This window comes from Methylobacillus flagellatus KT, from assembly GCF_000013705.1.
GTDB classification, from domain to species: Bacteria; Pseudomonadota; Gammaproteobacteria; order Burkholderiales; family Methylophilaceae; genus Methylobacillus; species Methylobacillus flagellatus.
The window spans coordinates 687,073-703,173 of sequence record NC_007947.1; the positions used below are offsets into that span (position 1 = coordinate 687,073).

Genomic DNA, 16,101 nt, shown 5'->3' on the forward strand with positions numbered 1-16,101 from the left:
AGAGTCACCATTCCACGCCAGCGCGTACCCAGTTCGCCATGCCTTTGGCAATCTCTCTTTCACCCATGATGGTGTAGGATGCTCCGTGCTTTTCCAGATGCTCGATCTGCGCATCGGAGTGGGCGCGTGCAACGACTTCGATCTGCGGGTTGATTTTTCTGGCATGCTGAATGATGTGTCCTGCTTCCAGCGCATCGGGGATGGCGACCAATAGCCAGCGTGCAGACTTGATGTTGGCGGCTTCCATCATGCCGGGTGCTGCGGCGTTGCCGCACAAGGCGGGAATGCCCTGTTCTCGCAAGGATTGGACCACTTCTGGCTGGTCCTCCAGCACGATGAAAGGTTGGTCTTGCTGACGCAGCGCAGCGCCAACCAGTTTGCCCACCCGGCCATAGCCTACTAGAACGGCATGGGCATGAAGATGGGGGTAGGAGATGGTGCGTGCGCCGCTCTCGCCTTTGAGCGGCTTTTTCTCTTCACGGTTGAGCAGCCACGGTTTCAGACGGTCGAGCCAGGCAAATAGCATCGGGTTGATCAGGATGGACAGGATGGCGCCGCTCAGGATGAGGTCGCGGCCTGTGTCCGAAAGCAGGCCCAGCGATGCTCCGAGAGAGGCAAGGATGAACGAGAATTCTCCGATTTGTGCGAGGCTGGCAGAAATCGTCAATGCAGTGCCCAGAGGGTGACGGAAGGCGAGCACAATGCCAAAGGCGGCCAATGATTTCCCGATCACGATAATAAACAGCGTAGCCAGAATGAGCCACGGCTCGCGAACCAGGATGGAGGGGTCGAACAGCATGCCCACTGATACGAAGAATAGTACGGCAAATGCGTCGCGCAGCGGCAGGGACTCTTCGGCGGCACGATGGCTGAGTTCAGACTCGCTTAGGATCATGCCGGCAAAAAATGCACCCAGTGCAAACGATACGCCAAAAATGTAAGTTGCCCCCAGCGCAAATCCGAGGGCGATTGCGAGTACGGCAAGGCGGAACAACTCCCGGGAGCCAGTGGCTGCCGTGCGCGCGAGCAGCCAGGGAATGACGCGGCGGCCCACGAGTAGCATGACGGCGACAAAGGCAATAATCTTGCCCATGGTCAAAGCCATGGTATTGAAGAGTGCGCTGCCTTCAAGCGTGTTGCCATCTCCGCCCAGCATGCCACTCAGGACAGGCACCAGCACCAGGGTGAGCACCATGGCAATATCTTCCACGATGAGCCAGCCGATGGCGATTTGTCCACGCTTGGTTTCCAGTATGCGCCGCTCCTGCAATGCCGTGAGCAGTACGACGGTGCTGGCTGTCGATAGCGCCAAGCCGAATATCAGCCCTTCACCCAGTGGCCAACCGATTGCCAGGGCCATGGATAGCCCGAGTAGGGTGGCAATGGCGATCTGCACGATGGCACCGGGAATGGCAATTGACTTCACCGATAGCAGGTCGCGCAATGAAAAATGCAGACCAACGCCGAACATGAGCAGGATGACGCCGATTTCCGATAATTCGTGAGCAAGGTCGGCGTCGGCAACAAACCCTGGCGTATGCGGACCTACGACAACGCCTGCGATCAGGTAGCCGACGAGTGGTGGCATCCTGAGACGGTTGGCCAGCATGCCGAAAATAAAAGCCAGTACCAGGCCTCCAACTATGGTGGCAATCAGTGGGGTGTGCTCCATCCGAGGGGGACCTTTCAAGCTTGGCGAGGTATTTGGAATGCAGGCCGTGCTGCCTGGCGTGTCGCACAAGCAGTATGGGTATCCCGAAATTACCCCAAGATGATGCCAGAGTGCAACTTTTTACATGAAATTCTTGCCCTTTTATACGCATGCCTACCAGTGTGCGAGGAGCTAACCGTCTGTTTTTCTGACACGATTTTAGGAGTAGGCCAGTTTTTGCAAGCGTAGGGTGCTATTACACTGGGCCTTCCCCTTTTGAAGTGCAGGTGAGGTTTTTATGCCGAGGCTAGAAAACACCATAGATATCAAGGTTCCCGTCAATATTGCCTATAACCAGTGGACTCAGTTCGAAACTTTTCCGAATTTCATGAGCAGTGTCCTTCAGGTCAAGCAGCTGGATGACAGCCATGTGTGGTGGCAGGTTGAGATCGGCGGACATGCGATTGAATGGGAGACTGAGATTATTGAGCAGGTGCCTGATGATCATATCGCCTGGCGTAGCGTGTCCGGTCCACGCCATCTAGGACTTGTTTCCTTCAAGCATGTGGATATTCATGCTACGCGCGTCCATGTTGAGATTGAGTATGAAGCCGACATGAAGGCTGAAGTGAGTGCGACCATGACGGGATTATTGGAACAGAAAATCTCTGAAGCGCTGACGTGCTATCGTCAGTTGCTTGAGTCACGCAAGCGTCCGGCAGGCGGTTGGCGTGGCCGTATTGCTGTCGGTACCGATAACGCGGTACGGCATTGACGCAAGAGAAATGCGATATGGCGTTGTTTATTGTGACCGTAGGATATAAAGGGCAGCTGGCTAGCGAGTCCCCGTTATGGCGTCATGAGATCCATGCGGGAAGTGTGGAGGAGGCGTACCGTATCGGCAAGGCCCAGTTCGAAGCGGAGCGTCCCGACCTTGCAAATGAGCCTGTGAGCATTGAAGCGGCATCAGGGTATGTGGAGAAATGAGGGTAAACATGGAGAGCTTGGTTGCAAAACTCAAGATCCCGTCACCGCATCATGAGGTGGAGATAGAAGCTGACGGCTTCATCATTCGCCCGCTGGATGACAGCGTAAGCGCGTTTGAGGATTTCCAGACCGTGGCGCAGGAAGCGATGCGTTATGCTGGAGAAGACTATGAAATAGTGGCCCATCCAGCAGATGGTGCGCCAGGAAAATTCAACAAGGTGTATTTCAACAGGGTACGGTGTACCTGAGCGCTGGTGCCATGGCTAGCTTATTACTCGCAAAGTGCCAGCCACTTTTCCAAATACTCATTGAGATACTCGCGGTCTCCTTCCACGATATTACCAATGATCCCTTGTTCGACAAGCCGGTTTTTCTGTTCCTGAATGCAGAAGGATAAGGCCCTCTTGTCAGGATGCGCCGCGACGACAGCTTTCATGAGGATGCGATATTCCAGGCTTTCCAGGGTGCGTTGGTTTAGTTGCCTGGCCATGGCTTCGAGCTGTGCTTGCAGTATTGGAATTCTTTCCATATGCGATCTTTCCAGAATAATGTCCCCGATGACCTATTTCCGCAGCTTGCGACTGGCGCGGTAATATTTTCAACTTTTTCCACTATTGTCACAAAATAGCGTCAGTCTGCCAACTGGGGGCCCGCAAGTTGAGAGGGAAGGCCTCTGGCGTCTCCTTTCATACCGGAGATTCGAGTGAAATTGGGGCTGGGTGCTGATCATGGTCGCCCCTCTGACTCCCTATCATTCTCTTCCACTTGATGAAAGTGGGAGCATGCATGATGGCGCAATCGATGGGGTATGACAATGCCAACAATGCCTTTGTCCTGGGCTGGATGAAGTAAAAAAATCAATTGATGGGAATGACCGTATTTTGTCTGGGAAGGGGAAGACGACTCGGCATGCATATTTCACGGTCTAGGGTATTGCTGCCATTGGCTTTATGCACTTGCACGATGTAGATGGATAGCGTTGAGAAAAGGCTGCCTGTTTTCAATCAAGGATCCTGACGGTATTTCAGGATGAATTCATTTTCCATGAATTCGCATGCTTCGGCGACATATTTCAGCTCGGTGGGGGATAAGGCGGATTGGGCGTGACGCTTCCAGCAATCTTTTATGGCGGCACGGTCGTTGCGCTGTTCCATGCTTTCAGGGATTACTGGTGTGCCGAAAAGATAGTAAAGCAGCACTGCGCTGATGAAGACGACAATAAAAAGCCAAAGCCAAGGTTGCGACCTCCATTGCTGAGTGCGGCTGGTCATGGTGTGATGCTCCTTTTTGCCATCGTGATGGAATTGCTGGTGATCGTATCATGCATTGATTATAGTCCGGTATGGCTGTTTTCAAGCTTTACGCAGAGCTTATTTTCTCCTGGTGTATAAAGAACCCGCAGGGCATTGATATGTCAGATATCGAAGTCGTTCCAGCATGCTTTCAGAAGAGGTTTATAAGATGAAGAAAATGCCAACATGATGGCTTTATTTATCAGGTGGGTGCACAGGAGGGGCTCTCTACCTATTGGAGTCCGCTGGTTACATCGCACGCTGATGTTGATGCTGGTTGCGCCTCTGTTTGCATGTGGGCTGCCGCATGTTCGGGACAGCGACAAGCCTTCTTCTGCAGCATTTCCGATCGATGAGGTTGCGGAGACTAAGTTGGGCCAGACCATGCAGCCGCTCAAGGCTGCCCATCCTGGCGAGTCTGGCATTATGCCGTTACTGGATGCGTATAGCGCTTTTGCAGCTCGGATGTTGTTGACGCATTCCGCAGAAAAAAGCCTGGATGTCCAATATTACATCTGGCGCAATGACAATACCGGCATCCTGTTCCTCGAAGCATTACGCAAAGCGGCGGAGCGTGGTGTCAGGGTACGCCTGCTGCTGGACGATAATGGCATCAGGGGGCGCGAAATGGACGCCAGATTGGCCGCGCTCAACAAGCATCCCAATATCGAAATCCGCCTGTTCAACCCTTTTCCTTTACGTACATTCAAGTCATTGGGTTTTCTGACAGACTTTTCACGTCTCAACCGGCGCATGCACAACAAATCATTCACGGCCGATAACATGGTGACCATCATTGGCGGGCGCAATGTCGGGGATGAGTATTTCGGAGCGGCGGATGGTGTGCTGTTCGCAGACCTGGATGTCATGGCAATTGGTACGGTGGTGGATGATACGTCACGAGATTTTGACCGCTATTGGGCCAGTCCGGCTGCCTATCCATTGCGTCTGCTGATCCCTGACCCTAGCGACCGGGAATTGCAGGCGCTGAGCATGGCGGCGGAGAAAGCGGAAAAAACCGTCACTGGCCAAGGTTATCTCAAAGCGCTGAAGGAAAGCCAATTCATCCACGATTTCATCAAGGGGTTGCGCGCATTCGACTGGGCCAAGGTGGAGTTGATCAGTGATAGCCCGGGCAAGATTACTGGTCATGCGGAAAAAGATGAGCTGATGGTCTTCAGTTTGGCTAAGATCCTGCGCAACCCCAGGGAGAGCGTGGATTTGGTGTCTCCTTATTTCGTGCCTACCCAGACAGGCGTGGATGGTTTTTCCGCGCTGGCTAGACGCGGTATCCATATCCGCATCCTGACCAATGCACTCGAGTCCACCGACGTGGCCGCTGTGCATGCGGGCTATGCAAAGTGGCGAAAACCCCTGTTGCAGGCCGGTATCCAATTATATGAAATGCGCCGCCAGGTAGCTGAAAACGGCATGGCAAAGTACCTGGGTCCTCTGGGCAGCTCGGGGTCCAGTTTGCATGCCAAGACATTTACCATTGATCGTTCACGCGTATTTATCGGGTCATTCAATTTTGACCCGCGCTCAGCCCAGCTGAATACGGAACTGGGATTTATCATCGAAAGTCAAAAATTAGCCCAACAGGTAGAGGAGGCATTCAAGGCGGATGTGCCCCAAAGTGCTTATGAAGTCAGGCTGGATGAACATGACCGTTTGTATTGGCTTTTCTACCAAGACGGTGTCGAGCAGCGATTCGATGTGGATCCGGGTACCAACATGCTGCAACGATTTTTTGTGAAAATATTGTCGGTGTTACCGATCGACTGGTTGTTATAGGAAACGGGATACGGGCCAAATAAAAAGGCGGAACGATGTCCGCCCTTGGGAACACTGCTCAGCTTATGTCTTCTTGACCAGCGTCATCCCGGTCCTTTTGGCTTTCAGCAATACTTCAAAAACCTCCAGGGCAGACACCTTATGTGTCTTCACCACTGCGTCAAATGCAGCAATCAGTTCTGGCATGCCTTCACTTTGACGATTCAGTTCCACCGATTGCTTTTCCAGCGCTTCCAGTTGCTCTGTCAAAGCGGAAATCTTCTGCTTCAATTTTTCTCTTTTTGTATCAATAGATGCCATGAGTTGATCCTATTTGTAATCACGTAAAAAAATAAATCATCGGGATTGATACGTGAAAAAATCAATGTATTAATTATTCTGATTAATTCACTTCAATGCGGCATTATATTCAAATTTTCATTAAAAATAAAACATTGAATCTCTCACTGATTGAACGAACATGAGTGTATTTATCTGCATACAATACCTGTCAGTATTGGCAATAGACTGGTCAATGATGGGAGCATCGCATGGGTTAATTCCTCGGAAAAAACGAAAAAATGACAGGGAAGAGCACGAGTCATGTTTTCAATTTTTCATGCCAGGGAGCAGCTGGGAATTTTTAATTCCATCTACCAAGATCAAGATGGATGGAGGCTGAGATAGCGGTTGATGCCAGATTGATATTGCTGGAAATCCGGCATGTGTGATTATCACGAATGACAGAAAATCAATGGCAGGCATTGGTGTTTGTACTGTGCGCATGCAAGACGAAATAACGTTCTACAAGGCTCTGTTAATGCCCTGAGAAAAATGGTGTCGGCCGGGAACTGCTGAGGCTGATCCTTGCTGGCGTGAGACAAGACCATTCACGGAGAAAAGATATATTTCCTGTGTGTCGAAAGCTCAATCACGCTCTTCTTGACAGCGGTTGTCCCAAACCGAATGCATCCGTAAATTGAATGGCAGATAACGGTTTGGAAAAAAAGTATCCTTGCCCTTCCGAGCAGCCCATCTCGAACAGGGCCGTTTGTTGTGCTGCGGTTTCAATCCCTTCTGCAATGGTGTCCAGGGAGAACGCCCTGGCCATGTCGATGACGGCATTGATGACGGCCCGGTCCTGCGGTGAATCGAGTATGCCTTGCACAAACGACCGGTCTATCTTGATGCGGCTCAAGGGGTAATGTTTGAGCAAGCTTAGCGATGCGTAGCCTGTACCAAAATCATCGAAGGCGACACCAACGCCAGCTTCACGCAAGCTTCGTAGTGATTCGAGGGCAATTTCATCCTGTTCGAGGACAATATTTTCCGTGATTTCCAGCTCGAGCGCCGAGGGTGGCAGTCCATGGCGCTCAAGAGTCGAGATGACGGTTGCGGCAAGGTCATCAACCCGGAACTGTGCCCCAAACAGGTTGACTCCCATGCGGAAGTCCGTCATGCCTTGTCGCCTCCAGTGCGCGGCTTGGGCGCAAGCTTCATCCAGTACCCAGTTTCCTATTGTTGCAGCCAGGGGGCCATTTTCCAATGCAGGCAGGAAAGCCGCGGGCGACAGCAGGCCGCGTTCAGGATGTCGCCAGCGGATCAGCGCTTCTGCGCCAACCAGTGCGCCGTCGGATAGCCTGATTTGCGGTTGATAGAAGAGGACAAATTCGCCATTGTGGACTGCCCGGTGCAGCTCCAGGCCGTAAAGATGGCGCGCTACTGCTTCCATTCTCAGCGCAGGTGTGAATACGTGGGATTGCGCGCCGCCCAGCCGCTTGGCATGAAACAACGCCAAATCTGCATTGCCGATCAATGTCAGCGCTTCCTGGGCATGCTGGGGCGAAATTGCTACGCCACAGCTTGCCGTGATGCGAATTTCGTGATGGTCGATCAAAATGGCGTGGGCCAATCCTTTAACCAAGGATTGCGCTATTGACTGCGCTTTCTCGGGCTGATCGATCTGGTGTAGCACGACGGCGAACTCATCGCCGCCAATCCGGGCTGCCAACCCGGAAGCCCCGATTCCATCCTCGAGCCTGCGGCCTATTTCACAGAGAATGCTGTCCCCGACTGCGTGTCCCAATGTGTCATTCACATCCTTGAATCCGTCGAGATCAAGCATCAAGACGGCCATGGGCTCGGCTGAGACCAAGGCGCGTTCGACCTCGCGATAAAAACGGCCCCGATTGGCCATGCCGGTCAGCAGGTCGGTGGTGGCGAGGCGGTGCAGCTCTTTTTCTTCACGTTTTTTTGCGGTGATGTCTTGCAGGTGAGCATTGAAAATGAGCTGACCATGCTCATGCCAGCAAAACAGGGAAAGTCCCAGCTCAAACTCGCTCCCGTCCTTGCGGATGCCGTATGCAGCTTCCGGCATGCATATGCCGTCGAAAGTACCGGCTTCCACTGCCTGTTCGACCAACCGGTGAAATGTCGGTCGTTCCCGCTCCGGGATCAATTGGTCGACCAGCAGGCCTTCGCCTTCCTCTACTGCATAACCATGCAATGCGGCTGCAGCCTGGTTCCAGGAGACAATCCTGCGATGGATGTCAAACCAGACCATAGCGGTAGGAGAGTTGCGCGCAACCTCTTCAAACGGCCGACGCGACTGCTCAGTTGAGATTTCCAGCCGGCGCAACTCGAGTCGGTCGACCGCCATCTTGGCAAGCTCCCGCAGGCGTTCGCAATCTTCCTCGGAAAACTCCCTGGGCTGACTGTCTATCACACACAATGCCCCTAGGGCATGACCATCAGGTGATATCAATGGAATGCCTGCATAGAAACTCAGATTGGCTGGCCCCATGACCAATGGGTTGTCGTGAAATCGCTCATCAAGATGGGAGTCGGGGACTACCATGACATTGGTCTGGTTGATGGCATGGGCGCAGAAAGACACGTCCCGCCGCATATCCACATCGCCGGCTCCTATGCTGGCGGCAAAAAACACGTGATCACTACCGATCATATTGATGGCTGCCACAGGCATGTCAAACATACGGGCGGCGATCTTCACGACCGGCTCAAGGGCAGGAAGCGGCCGGGTCGGATCTAGCCCATATGCGGCCAATGCCTGCAAGCGTTCAGTTTCGTCTGGAGGAATCGAAGGGCATTTCATCAGGAGTTTCCTATCAGCAGAATACAGTGTTGGGACTGTGGGTGACAGATTGAATTGTGAAGCGATATCCCATCATATTGAAACTTAACATAGGTTTGCATGCTGAGTGACTGACATCCTTGGATGCCATCCATCCGGCCCACAGTATGTCTCGACTGGCCTCGGCTGTACTTATGGTACGCAGCAGGCAAGGTAGGCGCTATGTGATTTCTCATTCGCAACGCCTATCCGGTCAAGGGGGAATGTCCTAAAGATCTTGCAATGACCGCTTCAAATAGCTCGAGTTCTCGATTTGGTCGATGGCGCGATGAAGCTCAAGCATTAGTGCCATTGCCTGATCTATAGTGAATGCATAGTGTGGGCCCGTGGCAGCGTTTTCTGGATGTTGTCCCAATGCGTTCAGATAAACCGGAGAAAACAGAATGAGCTTGTTTTCAGGGACAGGGGTAGTGGTGAATGTGACAATGGGAAATAAAGGCACTGGATTTTCCTGGGTCATACATTTTCCTTTTCGTATCCCGTTTGAGCTCAGGTTGAAGGTTCGAGCTGGTTATTGGGGAGAGGTTCCAGAATGCTTGGCCAGCAGAAAATACTGCTCGTGGGCAAACCATAGGAAAGCCATTCCCGGCTTGACTGCGCCGGGATATGGCCTTCAGCCGCTGTGCCGGTGCAGTTGCTTTCTCAGTGCGGCATGGATGGCGGCCACGGAGACAGGCTTGGATACGACATCATCGAAGCCGGCAGAATACAGTTTCTCGCAGTTTCCCTGGAGGTTGATGCCAGTCACGGCAATGAGCGGCGTTGTCACTGTCTTTTCATTTGCTCGCAACCTCCTTGCCAATTGGAAGCCATCCAGATCGGGCATGTCGATATCCGAGAGGATAAGGTCGTAACTATATTCGGCTGTATCGATCATCTCTAGACCGCTCTTCCCGCCTAGTGCCACGTCTACCTGATAACCCTCCAACGTGAGTAGATGCGATAGCAAGTCGGCAGAGTCCTGATTGTCCTCAATCAGCAGCAAGCGAACGGAGTGATTCAGTGTAGACGGATCTTGACTGGCCTCTGCGGGGACTGTACGGCTCAGCGGCAAAAAGACGCGAAAATTTGCGCCTGTGCCTTTGCCGCGGGAACAGGCTTCCACTTTGCCTTGATGCAACTCCACAATCTGCTTGACCAGGGCCAACCCGATGCCCAGGCCGCCCTTGATGCGCGACGAGGAGGAGTCTTCCTGCACGAACATGTCGAATACATGTGGCAAGACTTCGGCAGCAATGCCTTGTCCAGTATCCGACACTTCGAGTATCGCCCAGTCATCCCGCGATGATAGGGAAACATGGATGGCGCCGCCTGAAGGAGTGAATTTCAGTGCATTGGAAAGCAGGTTCCATATGACCTGTTCAATGCGTGCCGCATCGGCGTGGATGAGGAGGTTGGGCTGCAACGCATGGCTGAGCGCAATGCCATTGTGCTGCGCTTCGTCCTGGAAAGAGGTGATCAATCTCCTGACCAGGGGTTCAAAGTGCAGGCTATGACATTGCAGCGCGAGTTTGCCGGTATTGATGCGGGAAAGATCCAGCAGGTCATCAACCACGATTGCCAGATTTTTCACTGTCCGGCTCAAGGTTTCCGCCGTGCGTTGGATGATGGGCTGGGTTTGGGCCTCGGGGATACGTGCCAGCAATTCAGCGTTGAGCAGAATCAGGTTCAACGGGTTGCGCAGCTCGTGCGAAACCACGGCGAGAAAATCATCTTTTGCCTTGTTGGCCTTGAGCAGGGCCTGCTCAGCGGCGATGCGCGAGGAAATGTCCTTGAATAATACGCAGACGGTATGTTCTTCTGGATCGTCAATGCGAAATCCATAGACTTCATAAAAGCGCTTCAATGCTTCCGCCTTGTGCTCAAAACGCTCAGGTATACTAGTCCTGTCGATGCGGGCATAGGTATCAAACCAGAATTGCTCATGATGTGGTGCCAGCTCGCGCATGCCTTTCCCAATGACATTGGCGAGCCCGGTCTGGCTGGCAAAGGCAGCGTTGGCATGCAGGAAGATGTAGTCGATCGGCTTGCCGTCGCGATCATAGACCATCCGGATGATGCACATGCCCTGGTCTATGGAATCAAAAATTTGCTGCGAGCGCATCTCGGTAAGGCAAAGCGCATGTTCTGCACGTGCCCGCTCCACTGTTTCCCAGGTGCGCTCAGCGACCTTCTGCAGCAGAAGCGCATCCCGTCGGGACCAGCGCCGAGGCGTGGTGGCATTCACCGAGAGCACGGCCATGAGCGTGGACTGCTTGATCAATGGCACGGCAATATAGCTCTGAACACCCACCGAAGCATAAGCCTGCCGCTCTTCCGCGTTGAGCGATGCTTCCTGCTGGATATTCTGCATGATGAGTGTTTCGCCCATGTGCAGGCGGCCCATCAGATCTTTGCCAAATTGATCCAATTCGAACTTGCCATGGATTTCCGCAATGCCGGGGGTCTGGTATGACACATTGATCATTGCGTCGCCGACGGCGCTGATTTCGGAGTAAATGGCCCGCTCGGCCGACATCGCCTCACAAAGCATCTTGCAGACGCAGCGCTTGATTTCTTCAGTGTTGACGAGGGGGCGAATGGTGCTGCTGAGCTTAAGCAAGAACTGATACTCATCCTCTCCCATGGAACTGGGGGTGGCGTCATGCATGGTCGGCGCTTTCAAGGGCAAGCTTTCCTCTCTGCATCTGGGGGGGGCTGGATACGAGTCAAGATTGACCGACATCAATCGTGTGCATTATGCCATGGCTGGACAAAAAGAGAGTCAGCGTTTCTGCCAGTCGTATTGTTTGAGCTGCCGCTGGAAATTGTCGTCGGAGTCGGGTGGGTCGCTGGAAATTGAACGCTGGCGGGCATTCCCCGGATGCTCATACTGGCCGCCAAAAGTTTCACGGTGCCCACTGCGTTCATATTGCCGGAGTGCTTCGACCTGCTGGCGTTGCCGGGTTTCTTCTTCTGCCGCCTCATATTTGCCCTCTGCATGAACAAGCGTTGCCATCAGTAGAAGAAAACCTTCGAGAAAAAATTTCATGCAAGTCGCGCCTCCTGTAAGACAGACTCGGCAATCCCGTGAAAGTTGCCCCAGGACGGTACGCGCTTCGGGATCACTTTCTCAGCCTGAACTTTGTCCTTTGTAAGTTTCTGAAGATTTGCTCACTATTTCGAAAATGGCCTGGCAATGCTGAGGCAATGATCTGTTAATCCGCCGATACCAGGAAGATTTCAATCATCGCTCGGGATGCTCCAGAAGGCATTGCGCAGCATGACCATCTGGCAGGGTTGAATTTGATTGTCGCCAAACTGGATTGCTTTGTGTTGCATCATCAGCTGCTGATGATCAGCCTCATGTAGGGGAGGCTTCCAGCTCCGTCACCCATTGATCCCATACTGCTGGTTCTGGTGTGATGAGTTCAGGCGTGACATGGATTGCACCACTACCCCATGATGTAGGGCGAAGTCCCACTCAGCTTGATGCGTGATATTGATAATCGGGCAAGTCGACCTTATCGGCGGCAGGCATCGCCACCTTCGTCAGCACCTTCTGGATCCCGGGTTTCGACACGAACCTGAGCGCGGATCTCTGAAATGAGACACCCAGACGACTGTGCGGATGCATTAGCCGCGGTCCGAACTTCGGGACATTCTGCCCCTTCTCGACGAAGGGGCGCATGATGTTTTCATAGCACTTAAATGCCTGTGCAATGTCGTGTGTCTTCGATAGTTCGCCAGCGAGCACATAGGCCCCGACGATCGCGAGGGTGGTGCCGATGCCGCTGAGCGGCGTTGCGCACCATGCCGCATCGCCTGTCAGCGCGATCCGGCCCTTGTGCCATCGTTTCATTCTCACCTGCCGCAGCAGGTCGAAATAGAGGTCTGTCGCGTCTTCGAGCCCATCAAGCACCCGCGGCGCCTCCCAGCCTGCATCGGCGAATCGTTCTTTGAGCCACCTTTTCTGTTCCTGTGCTGACTCCGGCGCTTCGCGAATGGGGGCTTGCAGCGTCAGGACGGCGCGCGTCGTGCCTTTGTTGTCTGGGCGCAGGAAGATGCTCCTGCCTCCGGGTGCGTTGTACCAGCGGGCGTCGGTGCTGTCCCCCGGCCCCTTGGGGATCGTGAAATAACCCATCGTGACGTCCATCCAACGCGGCTAGTTCTCGCCCTTGAAGATCAATTCGCGTGTCAACGATCCTACCCCTTCGGCAACCAGTACGAGATCATATTCCTCGCTCCTGCCGCTCTCGAAGCGCACGTGCGCAGCATGAACATCATCTTCAATCGCAGCGATGGCGTCGCCGAAACGATAGTCAACGCGTTCGTGAACGCTCTCGTACAGCACCCTGGCCAGCTCGCCACGCAGGACTTCCAGCTCGGCCGTAGGGCCGTCTGCCCCCAGTTTACTCAGTTCGAACTTGGCGATGACCTTGCCGTGCTCATCGACGAAGGTCCAGGCGGTTTCTCCGGTTCCATGGGCAGCGACCTTCTCTTCCAGCTCCATGCGTCGTAATACGCTTCGCGCCACACCGCGCACGTCAATGCTCTGACCACCGTCGCGGAACTCCGCTGCCTTTTCGACGACCGTAACGTCGAATCCACCCCTGAGCAGCCACCATGCAAGCGTGTTCGCTGCGACGCTACCACCGGTAACAAGAACTCGTTTCGCCATCACGTGCCTCCTTGATCCTGACTGTCGACAGCAGATACTTGCAGCATCATTCGCGTTTGCTGATCGCTCCGTTTTTCACACTTTAACCAGGGTTCCTGCAGGTGCCTTACCGAAAGAGTCGCAAACCCGCTGGGTGAAAGCGTCGAATGACTTTGTTCCGATGTGGTCTGCGCTTTGTTCGCTATCTACGGGCCATCCATTCCTTGGCTACCACCTTAGCACTGTTTGCCACACTACCGGCTTGTGCTGATTGATGCGCCTTGCGTTTTGCACTGGGGTCAATCAGCGGGACTCTAGCCAACAAGCTCTTGGCTGTATCACGGCGTTCACGGGCGTTTGCATGACTGACGTCAGCAAAGGTGTCCTGCGAGAGCAGTTTTTCCTTGCCGTTAAAGCAGTATTAGAAACGCTACTATTACTCCCGGCTGGGGGTATCTTGAATGAACCATCCCGCTTCATCATCAAGCGGGGTGTGTTATCACATGGCTTGGCATTTAAGATGGCGTCTGAAAGTGCCATGTTTGGATAACCGCTCCCCGGAAATTACGCTTCTAAAACATGAGATGTCAAGCAACGGGATTGGATGGAATAATACAAAAAAAGCCGCAGATTCAGTGATCATGCGGCTTTTTTGATACTTGGTGAAACTCTGTGAGACGGGTAAATGGTGGTGATGGGGGGACTTGAACCCTCGACCCCAGGATTATGAATCCTGTGCTCTAACCAGCTGAGCTACATCACCAGAATCCAATGGATTCAACCAAGCCCGCTATTCTATTTTCTTGTGGGCAGAAAGTCAAAGCCAATGTGATTTTCTATGTTGAGCGTGACTTGGATAAGTCAGAAGAAAGGATCCTGGAAAAATCGGGATTTTTTCATGGAATGATTCAACCGATTGAAATGGAATGGAAATCTCCAGATTCTTGTTGATCGGAATGGTTTTCCTACGGAAGTTGATGGTGCTGTCTGACGGTATCCAGATACACGTTCATGAATAATCTCTTCTATCCTAATCTTACTGGCATTGTTTTATGGAGGTGCATCATGAAAGAAGTGACGCTGGGTCGGGGCATGATACCGGGAGTCGTTCCAAGCTTGGCATTCAGGCGTGATGTTTCCTCCATTGTGGCCAAGCGCAACCCTTCGCCCTCCATCCGGGCTTCCTTTCCTGTGCGTGACTTGTTTCATGCCTTGGCGCGCAGCGCTGGTGACAGCGATACCCATCATGCTGCACGGAAATTCCTTGATGAGAGGCTGGTGGAGGTGGCGCACCTGGAGAGCGATCTTCCGCACGATATAGCCGCGTTGCCACAATGGCTGGAGCAGCGCTGCGCTCGGGTGAGAAGCGACTACCGGGCCTATTTAGCCGACAGGCATGCCGGCCAACAGGCGCGGTATTTCTCCTGCAGGGCCCATGCCTTGCATTTTTTGCAATCGATGGCGCCCAGCAGGATGGTGGAAGGCGCCTGGCTCTACGGCTTTTTAAAACACTGGCGCGAGGCTAGGTTCGCTCCCATGTGCAGGGTCTATCTCCGCAATCTGGGCGATGGCGATCCGGGCTGCAACCAGGTCAGTTTATACCAGAAGTTGCTCGATCGAAACGGATGCGCAGACTGGCACGGCCTGGATGATCAGTATTATGTCCAAGGCGCCATCAGGCTGGCACTGGGACATCATGTCGATCATTACCTGCCGGAAATCATCGGCTTCAACCTGGGTTACGATCAGGTCTCGCTTCCGATGCTGATTGCTGCTTATGAACTGAGTGAGCAAGGGGTGCTGCCGCATTATTTTACTTTACATGTCACCGAGGACGACGCTGGTGCCTCCAGCGCCATGAAATTGCTAGGATCCCTGCTGGACACGGCGGACAGCGCGAAGGCAAGGGAGATGTTGCTTCATCGTGTCAACAACGGCTACAAACTGCATCGATTGGGCCTGGATATCCCCGGTATCGTTGCGTCATTCGATTTGCAAAAGGCATTTCTCGCTGTCATGCAGCCTTGCGCGGCGTATCTTGAGCGCGTTTATCGGATTGATTGCATGGAGAGGGGCATTCGTGGGCGCTGGACGGATAGCTTGCCGTTGCCCTTGCTATTGCAGCAGCTTTGCAATGAGGGGTGGATGCATCCAGATGAGAAAGGCAAGACGAGGTTGTGGCAGGTGCTGGAACGAGGGAACTTACTGCCTGCACCGGGGTATCCGCAGCAAGTGGTGGTGGACTGGTCCGCCCGTAGCGATGAATACGGTAAGCGTCTGCCACATACCGATGTTGCAGATCTGGTGCCAGTTTCGCCCCCACCTGCCCGCAGGCCGGAAGAGGCAGAGGAGCACTGGGCTGATTTCAATGAGTCCGGCAGCCAGGCGGATCTCATGGAGCACATGATCCGGCTCCTGTCGCCACTGGCACATCATACGCAGGAAGGGCTCAAGGCAGCGCGGATATACAAATCCATCCTGGAAAAAGGCAGTGAGCTTTATTCGCAACATTCTGCTTTGTTCCTGTGGCATGGCAGGGTGTAAACCGCTGCGCAATTGTCTCGGCATCAATGAAAAAGCCAGGCAAAATGCCTGGCTTTTTCAT

Annotated in this window: 14 protein-coding genes, 1 tRNA gene and 1 pseudogene; 7 read left to right on the forward strand and 9 right to left on the reverse strand. The window is 53.4% G+C overall.

Features of this window, described 5'->3' with window-relative positions; all coding sequences use genetic code 11:
* Positions 1–4: 4 nt before the first annotated feature.
* Positions 5–1,672 carry a YbaL family putative K(+) efflux transporter gene (ybaL, locus tag MFLA_RS03355; protein WP_011479025.1) on the reverse strand — a complete coding sequence of 556 codons (1,668 nt, stop codon included), beginning with the start codon at positions 1,670–1,672 and terminating at the stop codon, positions 5–7.
* 277 nt (positions 1,673–1,949) lie between these two features.
* On the opposite strand from ybaL, the gene MFLA_RS03360 reads away from it, so the two are divergent.
* The 3 genes from MFLA_RS03360 to MFLA_RS03370 are packed head-to-tail and all read left to right on the forward strand — an operon-like array spanning position 1,950 to position 2,886.
* Positions 1,950–2,426 carry an SRPBCC family protein gene (locus MFLA_RS03360; RefSeq protein WP_011479026.1) on the forward strand — a complete coding sequence of 159 codons (477 nt, stop codon included), beginning with the start codon at positions 1,950–1,952 and terminating at the stop codon, positions 2,424–2,426.
* Positions 2,427–2,443: 17 nt separating this feature from the next.
* The gene (locus MFLA_RS03365) at positions 2,444–2,638 is read left to right on the forward strand and encodes a hypothetical protein (RefSeq protein ID WP_195742062.1); all 195 of its coding nucleotides are present in this window, start codon (positions 2,444–2,446) and stop codon (positions 2,636–2,638) included.
* Between the two features lie 8 nt (positions 2,639–2,646).
* Positions 2,647–2,886 (forward strand): hypothetical protein, encoded by a 240-nt coding sequence (locus MFLA_RS03370; RefSeq protein WP_048811537.1) that lies wholly within the window; start codon positions 2,647–2,649, stop codon positions 2,884–2,886.
* 23 nt (positions 2,887–2,909) lie between these two features.
* Here the strand turns inward: MFLA_RS03370 and MFLA_RS03375 are convergent, their stop codons facing one another.
* Entirely contained in the window at positions 2,910–3,167 is a 258-nt protein-coding gene (locus tag MFLA_RS03375; RefSeq protein WP_011479028.1) for a hypothetical protein, read from the reverse strand.
* Between the two features lie 574 nt (positions 3,168–3,741).
* Here MFLA_RS03375 and MFLA_RS14315 point away from each other — a divergent pair.
* Together MFLA_RS14315 and MFLA_RS03385 are read left to right on the forward strand one after the other, a co-directional pair.
* Positions 3,742–4,029, forward strand: a complete 288-nt coding sequence (locus MFLA_RS14315; RefSeq protein ID WP_195742063.1) for a hypothetical protein — start codon at positions 3,742–3,744, stop codon at positions 4,027–4,029.
* 171 nt (positions 4,030–4,200) lie between these two features.
* Entirely contained in the window at positions 4,201–5,724 is a 1,524-nt protein-coding gene (locus MFLA_RS03385) for a phospholipase D family protein (protein ID WP_195742064.1), read from the forward strand.
* A gap of 63 nt (positions 5,725–5,787) precedes the next feature.
* On the opposite strand, the gene MFLA_RS03390 is transcribed toward MFLA_RS03385, so the two are convergent.
* The 7 genes and pseudogenes from MFLA_RS03390 to MFLA_RS03425 all read right to left on the reverse strand — a co-directional run bounded on the left by MFLA_RS03390 (position 5,788) and on the right by MFLA_RS03425 (position 14,259).
* Positions 5,788–6,024: a hypothetical protein gene (locus tag MFLA_RS03390; protein WP_011479031.1), complete on the reverse strand. Its 237-nt coding sequence runs from the start codon at positions 6,022–6,024 to the stop codon at positions 5,788–5,790.
* 610 nt (positions 6,025–6,634) lie between these two features.
* A complete protein-coding gene (locus tag MFLA_RS03395; RefSeq protein WP_011479032.1) occupies positions 6,635–8,818 on the reverse strand; it encodes a putative bifunctional diguanylate cyclase/phosphodiesterase in 2,184 nt (727 codons plus the stop codon).
* A 247-nt stretch (positions 8,819–9,065) separates the two neighbouring features.
* Positions 9,066–9,317 carry a hypothetical protein gene (locus MFLA_RS03400; RefSeq protein ID WP_011479033.1) on the reverse strand — a complete coding sequence of 84 codons (252 nt, stop codon included), beginning with the start codon at positions 9,315–9,317 and terminating at the stop codon, positions 9,066–9,068.
* A gap of 153 nt (positions 9,318–9,470) precedes the next feature.
* The gene (locus MFLA_RS03405) at positions 9,471–11,522 is read right to left on the reverse strand and encodes a hybrid sensor histidine kinase/response regulator (protein WP_195742065.1); all 2,052 of its coding nucleotides are present in this window, start codon (positions 11,520–11,522) and stop codon (positions 9,471–9,473) included.
* Positions 11,523–11,621: 99 nt separating this feature from the next.
* Positions 11,622–11,888, reverse strand: coding sequence for a hypothetical protein (locus MFLA_RS03410; RefSeq protein ID WP_011479035.1), 267 nt, complete (start codon positions 11,886–11,888; stop codon positions 11,622–11,624).
* Between the two features lie 432 nt (positions 11,889–12,320).
* A pseudogene (locus MFLA_RS03415) lies at positions 12,321–13,517 on the reverse strand (FAD-dependent monooxygenase).
* A 665-nt stretch (positions 13,518–14,182) separates the two neighbouring features.
* Positions 14,183–14,259 (reverse strand) — tRNA-Met (locus tag MFLA_RS03425).
* A gap of 8 nt (positions 14,260–14,267) precedes the next feature.
* Here MFLA_RS03425 and MFLA_RS14810 point away from each other — a divergent pair.
* Positions 14,268–14,447: a hypothetical protein gene (locus MFLA_RS14810; protein ID WP_229407151.1), complete on the forward strand. Its 180-nt coding sequence runs from the start codon at positions 14,268–14,270 to the stop codon at positions 14,445–14,447.
* A 114-nt stretch (positions 14,448–14,561) separates the two neighbouring features.
* Positions 14,562–16,040, forward strand: a complete 1,479-nt coding sequence (locus tag MFLA_RS03430; RefSeq protein ID WP_011479036.1) for an iron-containing redox enzyme family protein — start codon at positions 14,562–14,564, stop codon at positions 16,038–16,040.
* Positions 16,041–16,101: the final 61 nt, after the last annotated feature.

What these genes read in the sequence shown, in the direction of transcription:
- MFLA_RS03430 (WP_011479036.1), top strand. Translation starts at nt 14,562, where the DNA reads ATGAAAGAAGTGACGCTGGGTCGGGGCATGATACCGGGAGTCGTTCCA.
- MFLA_RS03385 (WP_195742064.1), top strand. Translation starts at nt 4,201, where the DNA reads ATGCTGGTTGCGCCTCTGTTTGCATGTGGGCTGCCGCATGTTCGGGAC.
- MFLA_RS03375 (WP_011479028.1), bottom strand. Translation starts at nt 3,167, where the DNA reads ATGGAAAGAATTCCAATACTGCAAGCACAGCTCGAAGCCATGGCCAGG.
- MFLA_RS03370 (WP_048811537.1), top strand. Translation starts at nt 2,647, where the DNA reads ATGGAGAGCTTGGTTGCAAAACTCAAGATCCCGTCACCGCATCATGAG.
- MFLA_RS14810 (WP_229407151.1), top strand. Translation starts at nt 14,268, where the DNA reads ATGGATTCAACCAAGCCCGCTATTCTATTTTCTTGTGGGCAGAAAGTC.
- MFLA_RS03365 (WP_195742062.1), top strand. Translation starts at nt 2,444, where the DNA reads ATGGCGTTGTTTATTGTGACCGTAGGATATAAAGGGCAGCTGGCTAGC.
- MFLA_RS03400 (WP_011479033.1), bottom strand. Translation starts at nt 9,317, where the DNA reads ATGACCCAGGAAAATCCAGTGCCTTTATTTCCCATTGTCACATTCACC.
- MFLA_RS03390 (WP_011479031.1), bottom strand. Translation starts at nt 6,024, where the DNA reads ATGGCATCTATTGATACAAAAAGAGAAAAATTGAAGCAGAAGATTTCC.
- ybaL (WP_011479025.1), bottom strand. Translation starts at nt 1,672, where the DNA reads ATGGAGCACACCCCACTGATTGCCACCATAGTTGGAGGCCTGGTACTG.
- MFLA_RS03360 (WP_011479026.1), top strand. Translation starts at nt 1,950, where the DNA reads ATGCCGAGGCTAGAAAACACCATAGATATCAAGGTTCCCGTCAATATT.
- MFLA_RS03410 (WP_011479035.1), bottom strand. Translation starts at nt 11,888, where the DNA reads ATGAAATTTTTTCTCGAAGGTTTTCTTCTACTGATGGCAACGCTTGTT.
- MFLA_RS03395 (WP_011479032.1), bottom strand. Translation starts at nt 8,818, where the DNA reads ATGAAATGCCCTTCGATTCCTCCAGACGAAACTGAACGCTTGCAGGCA.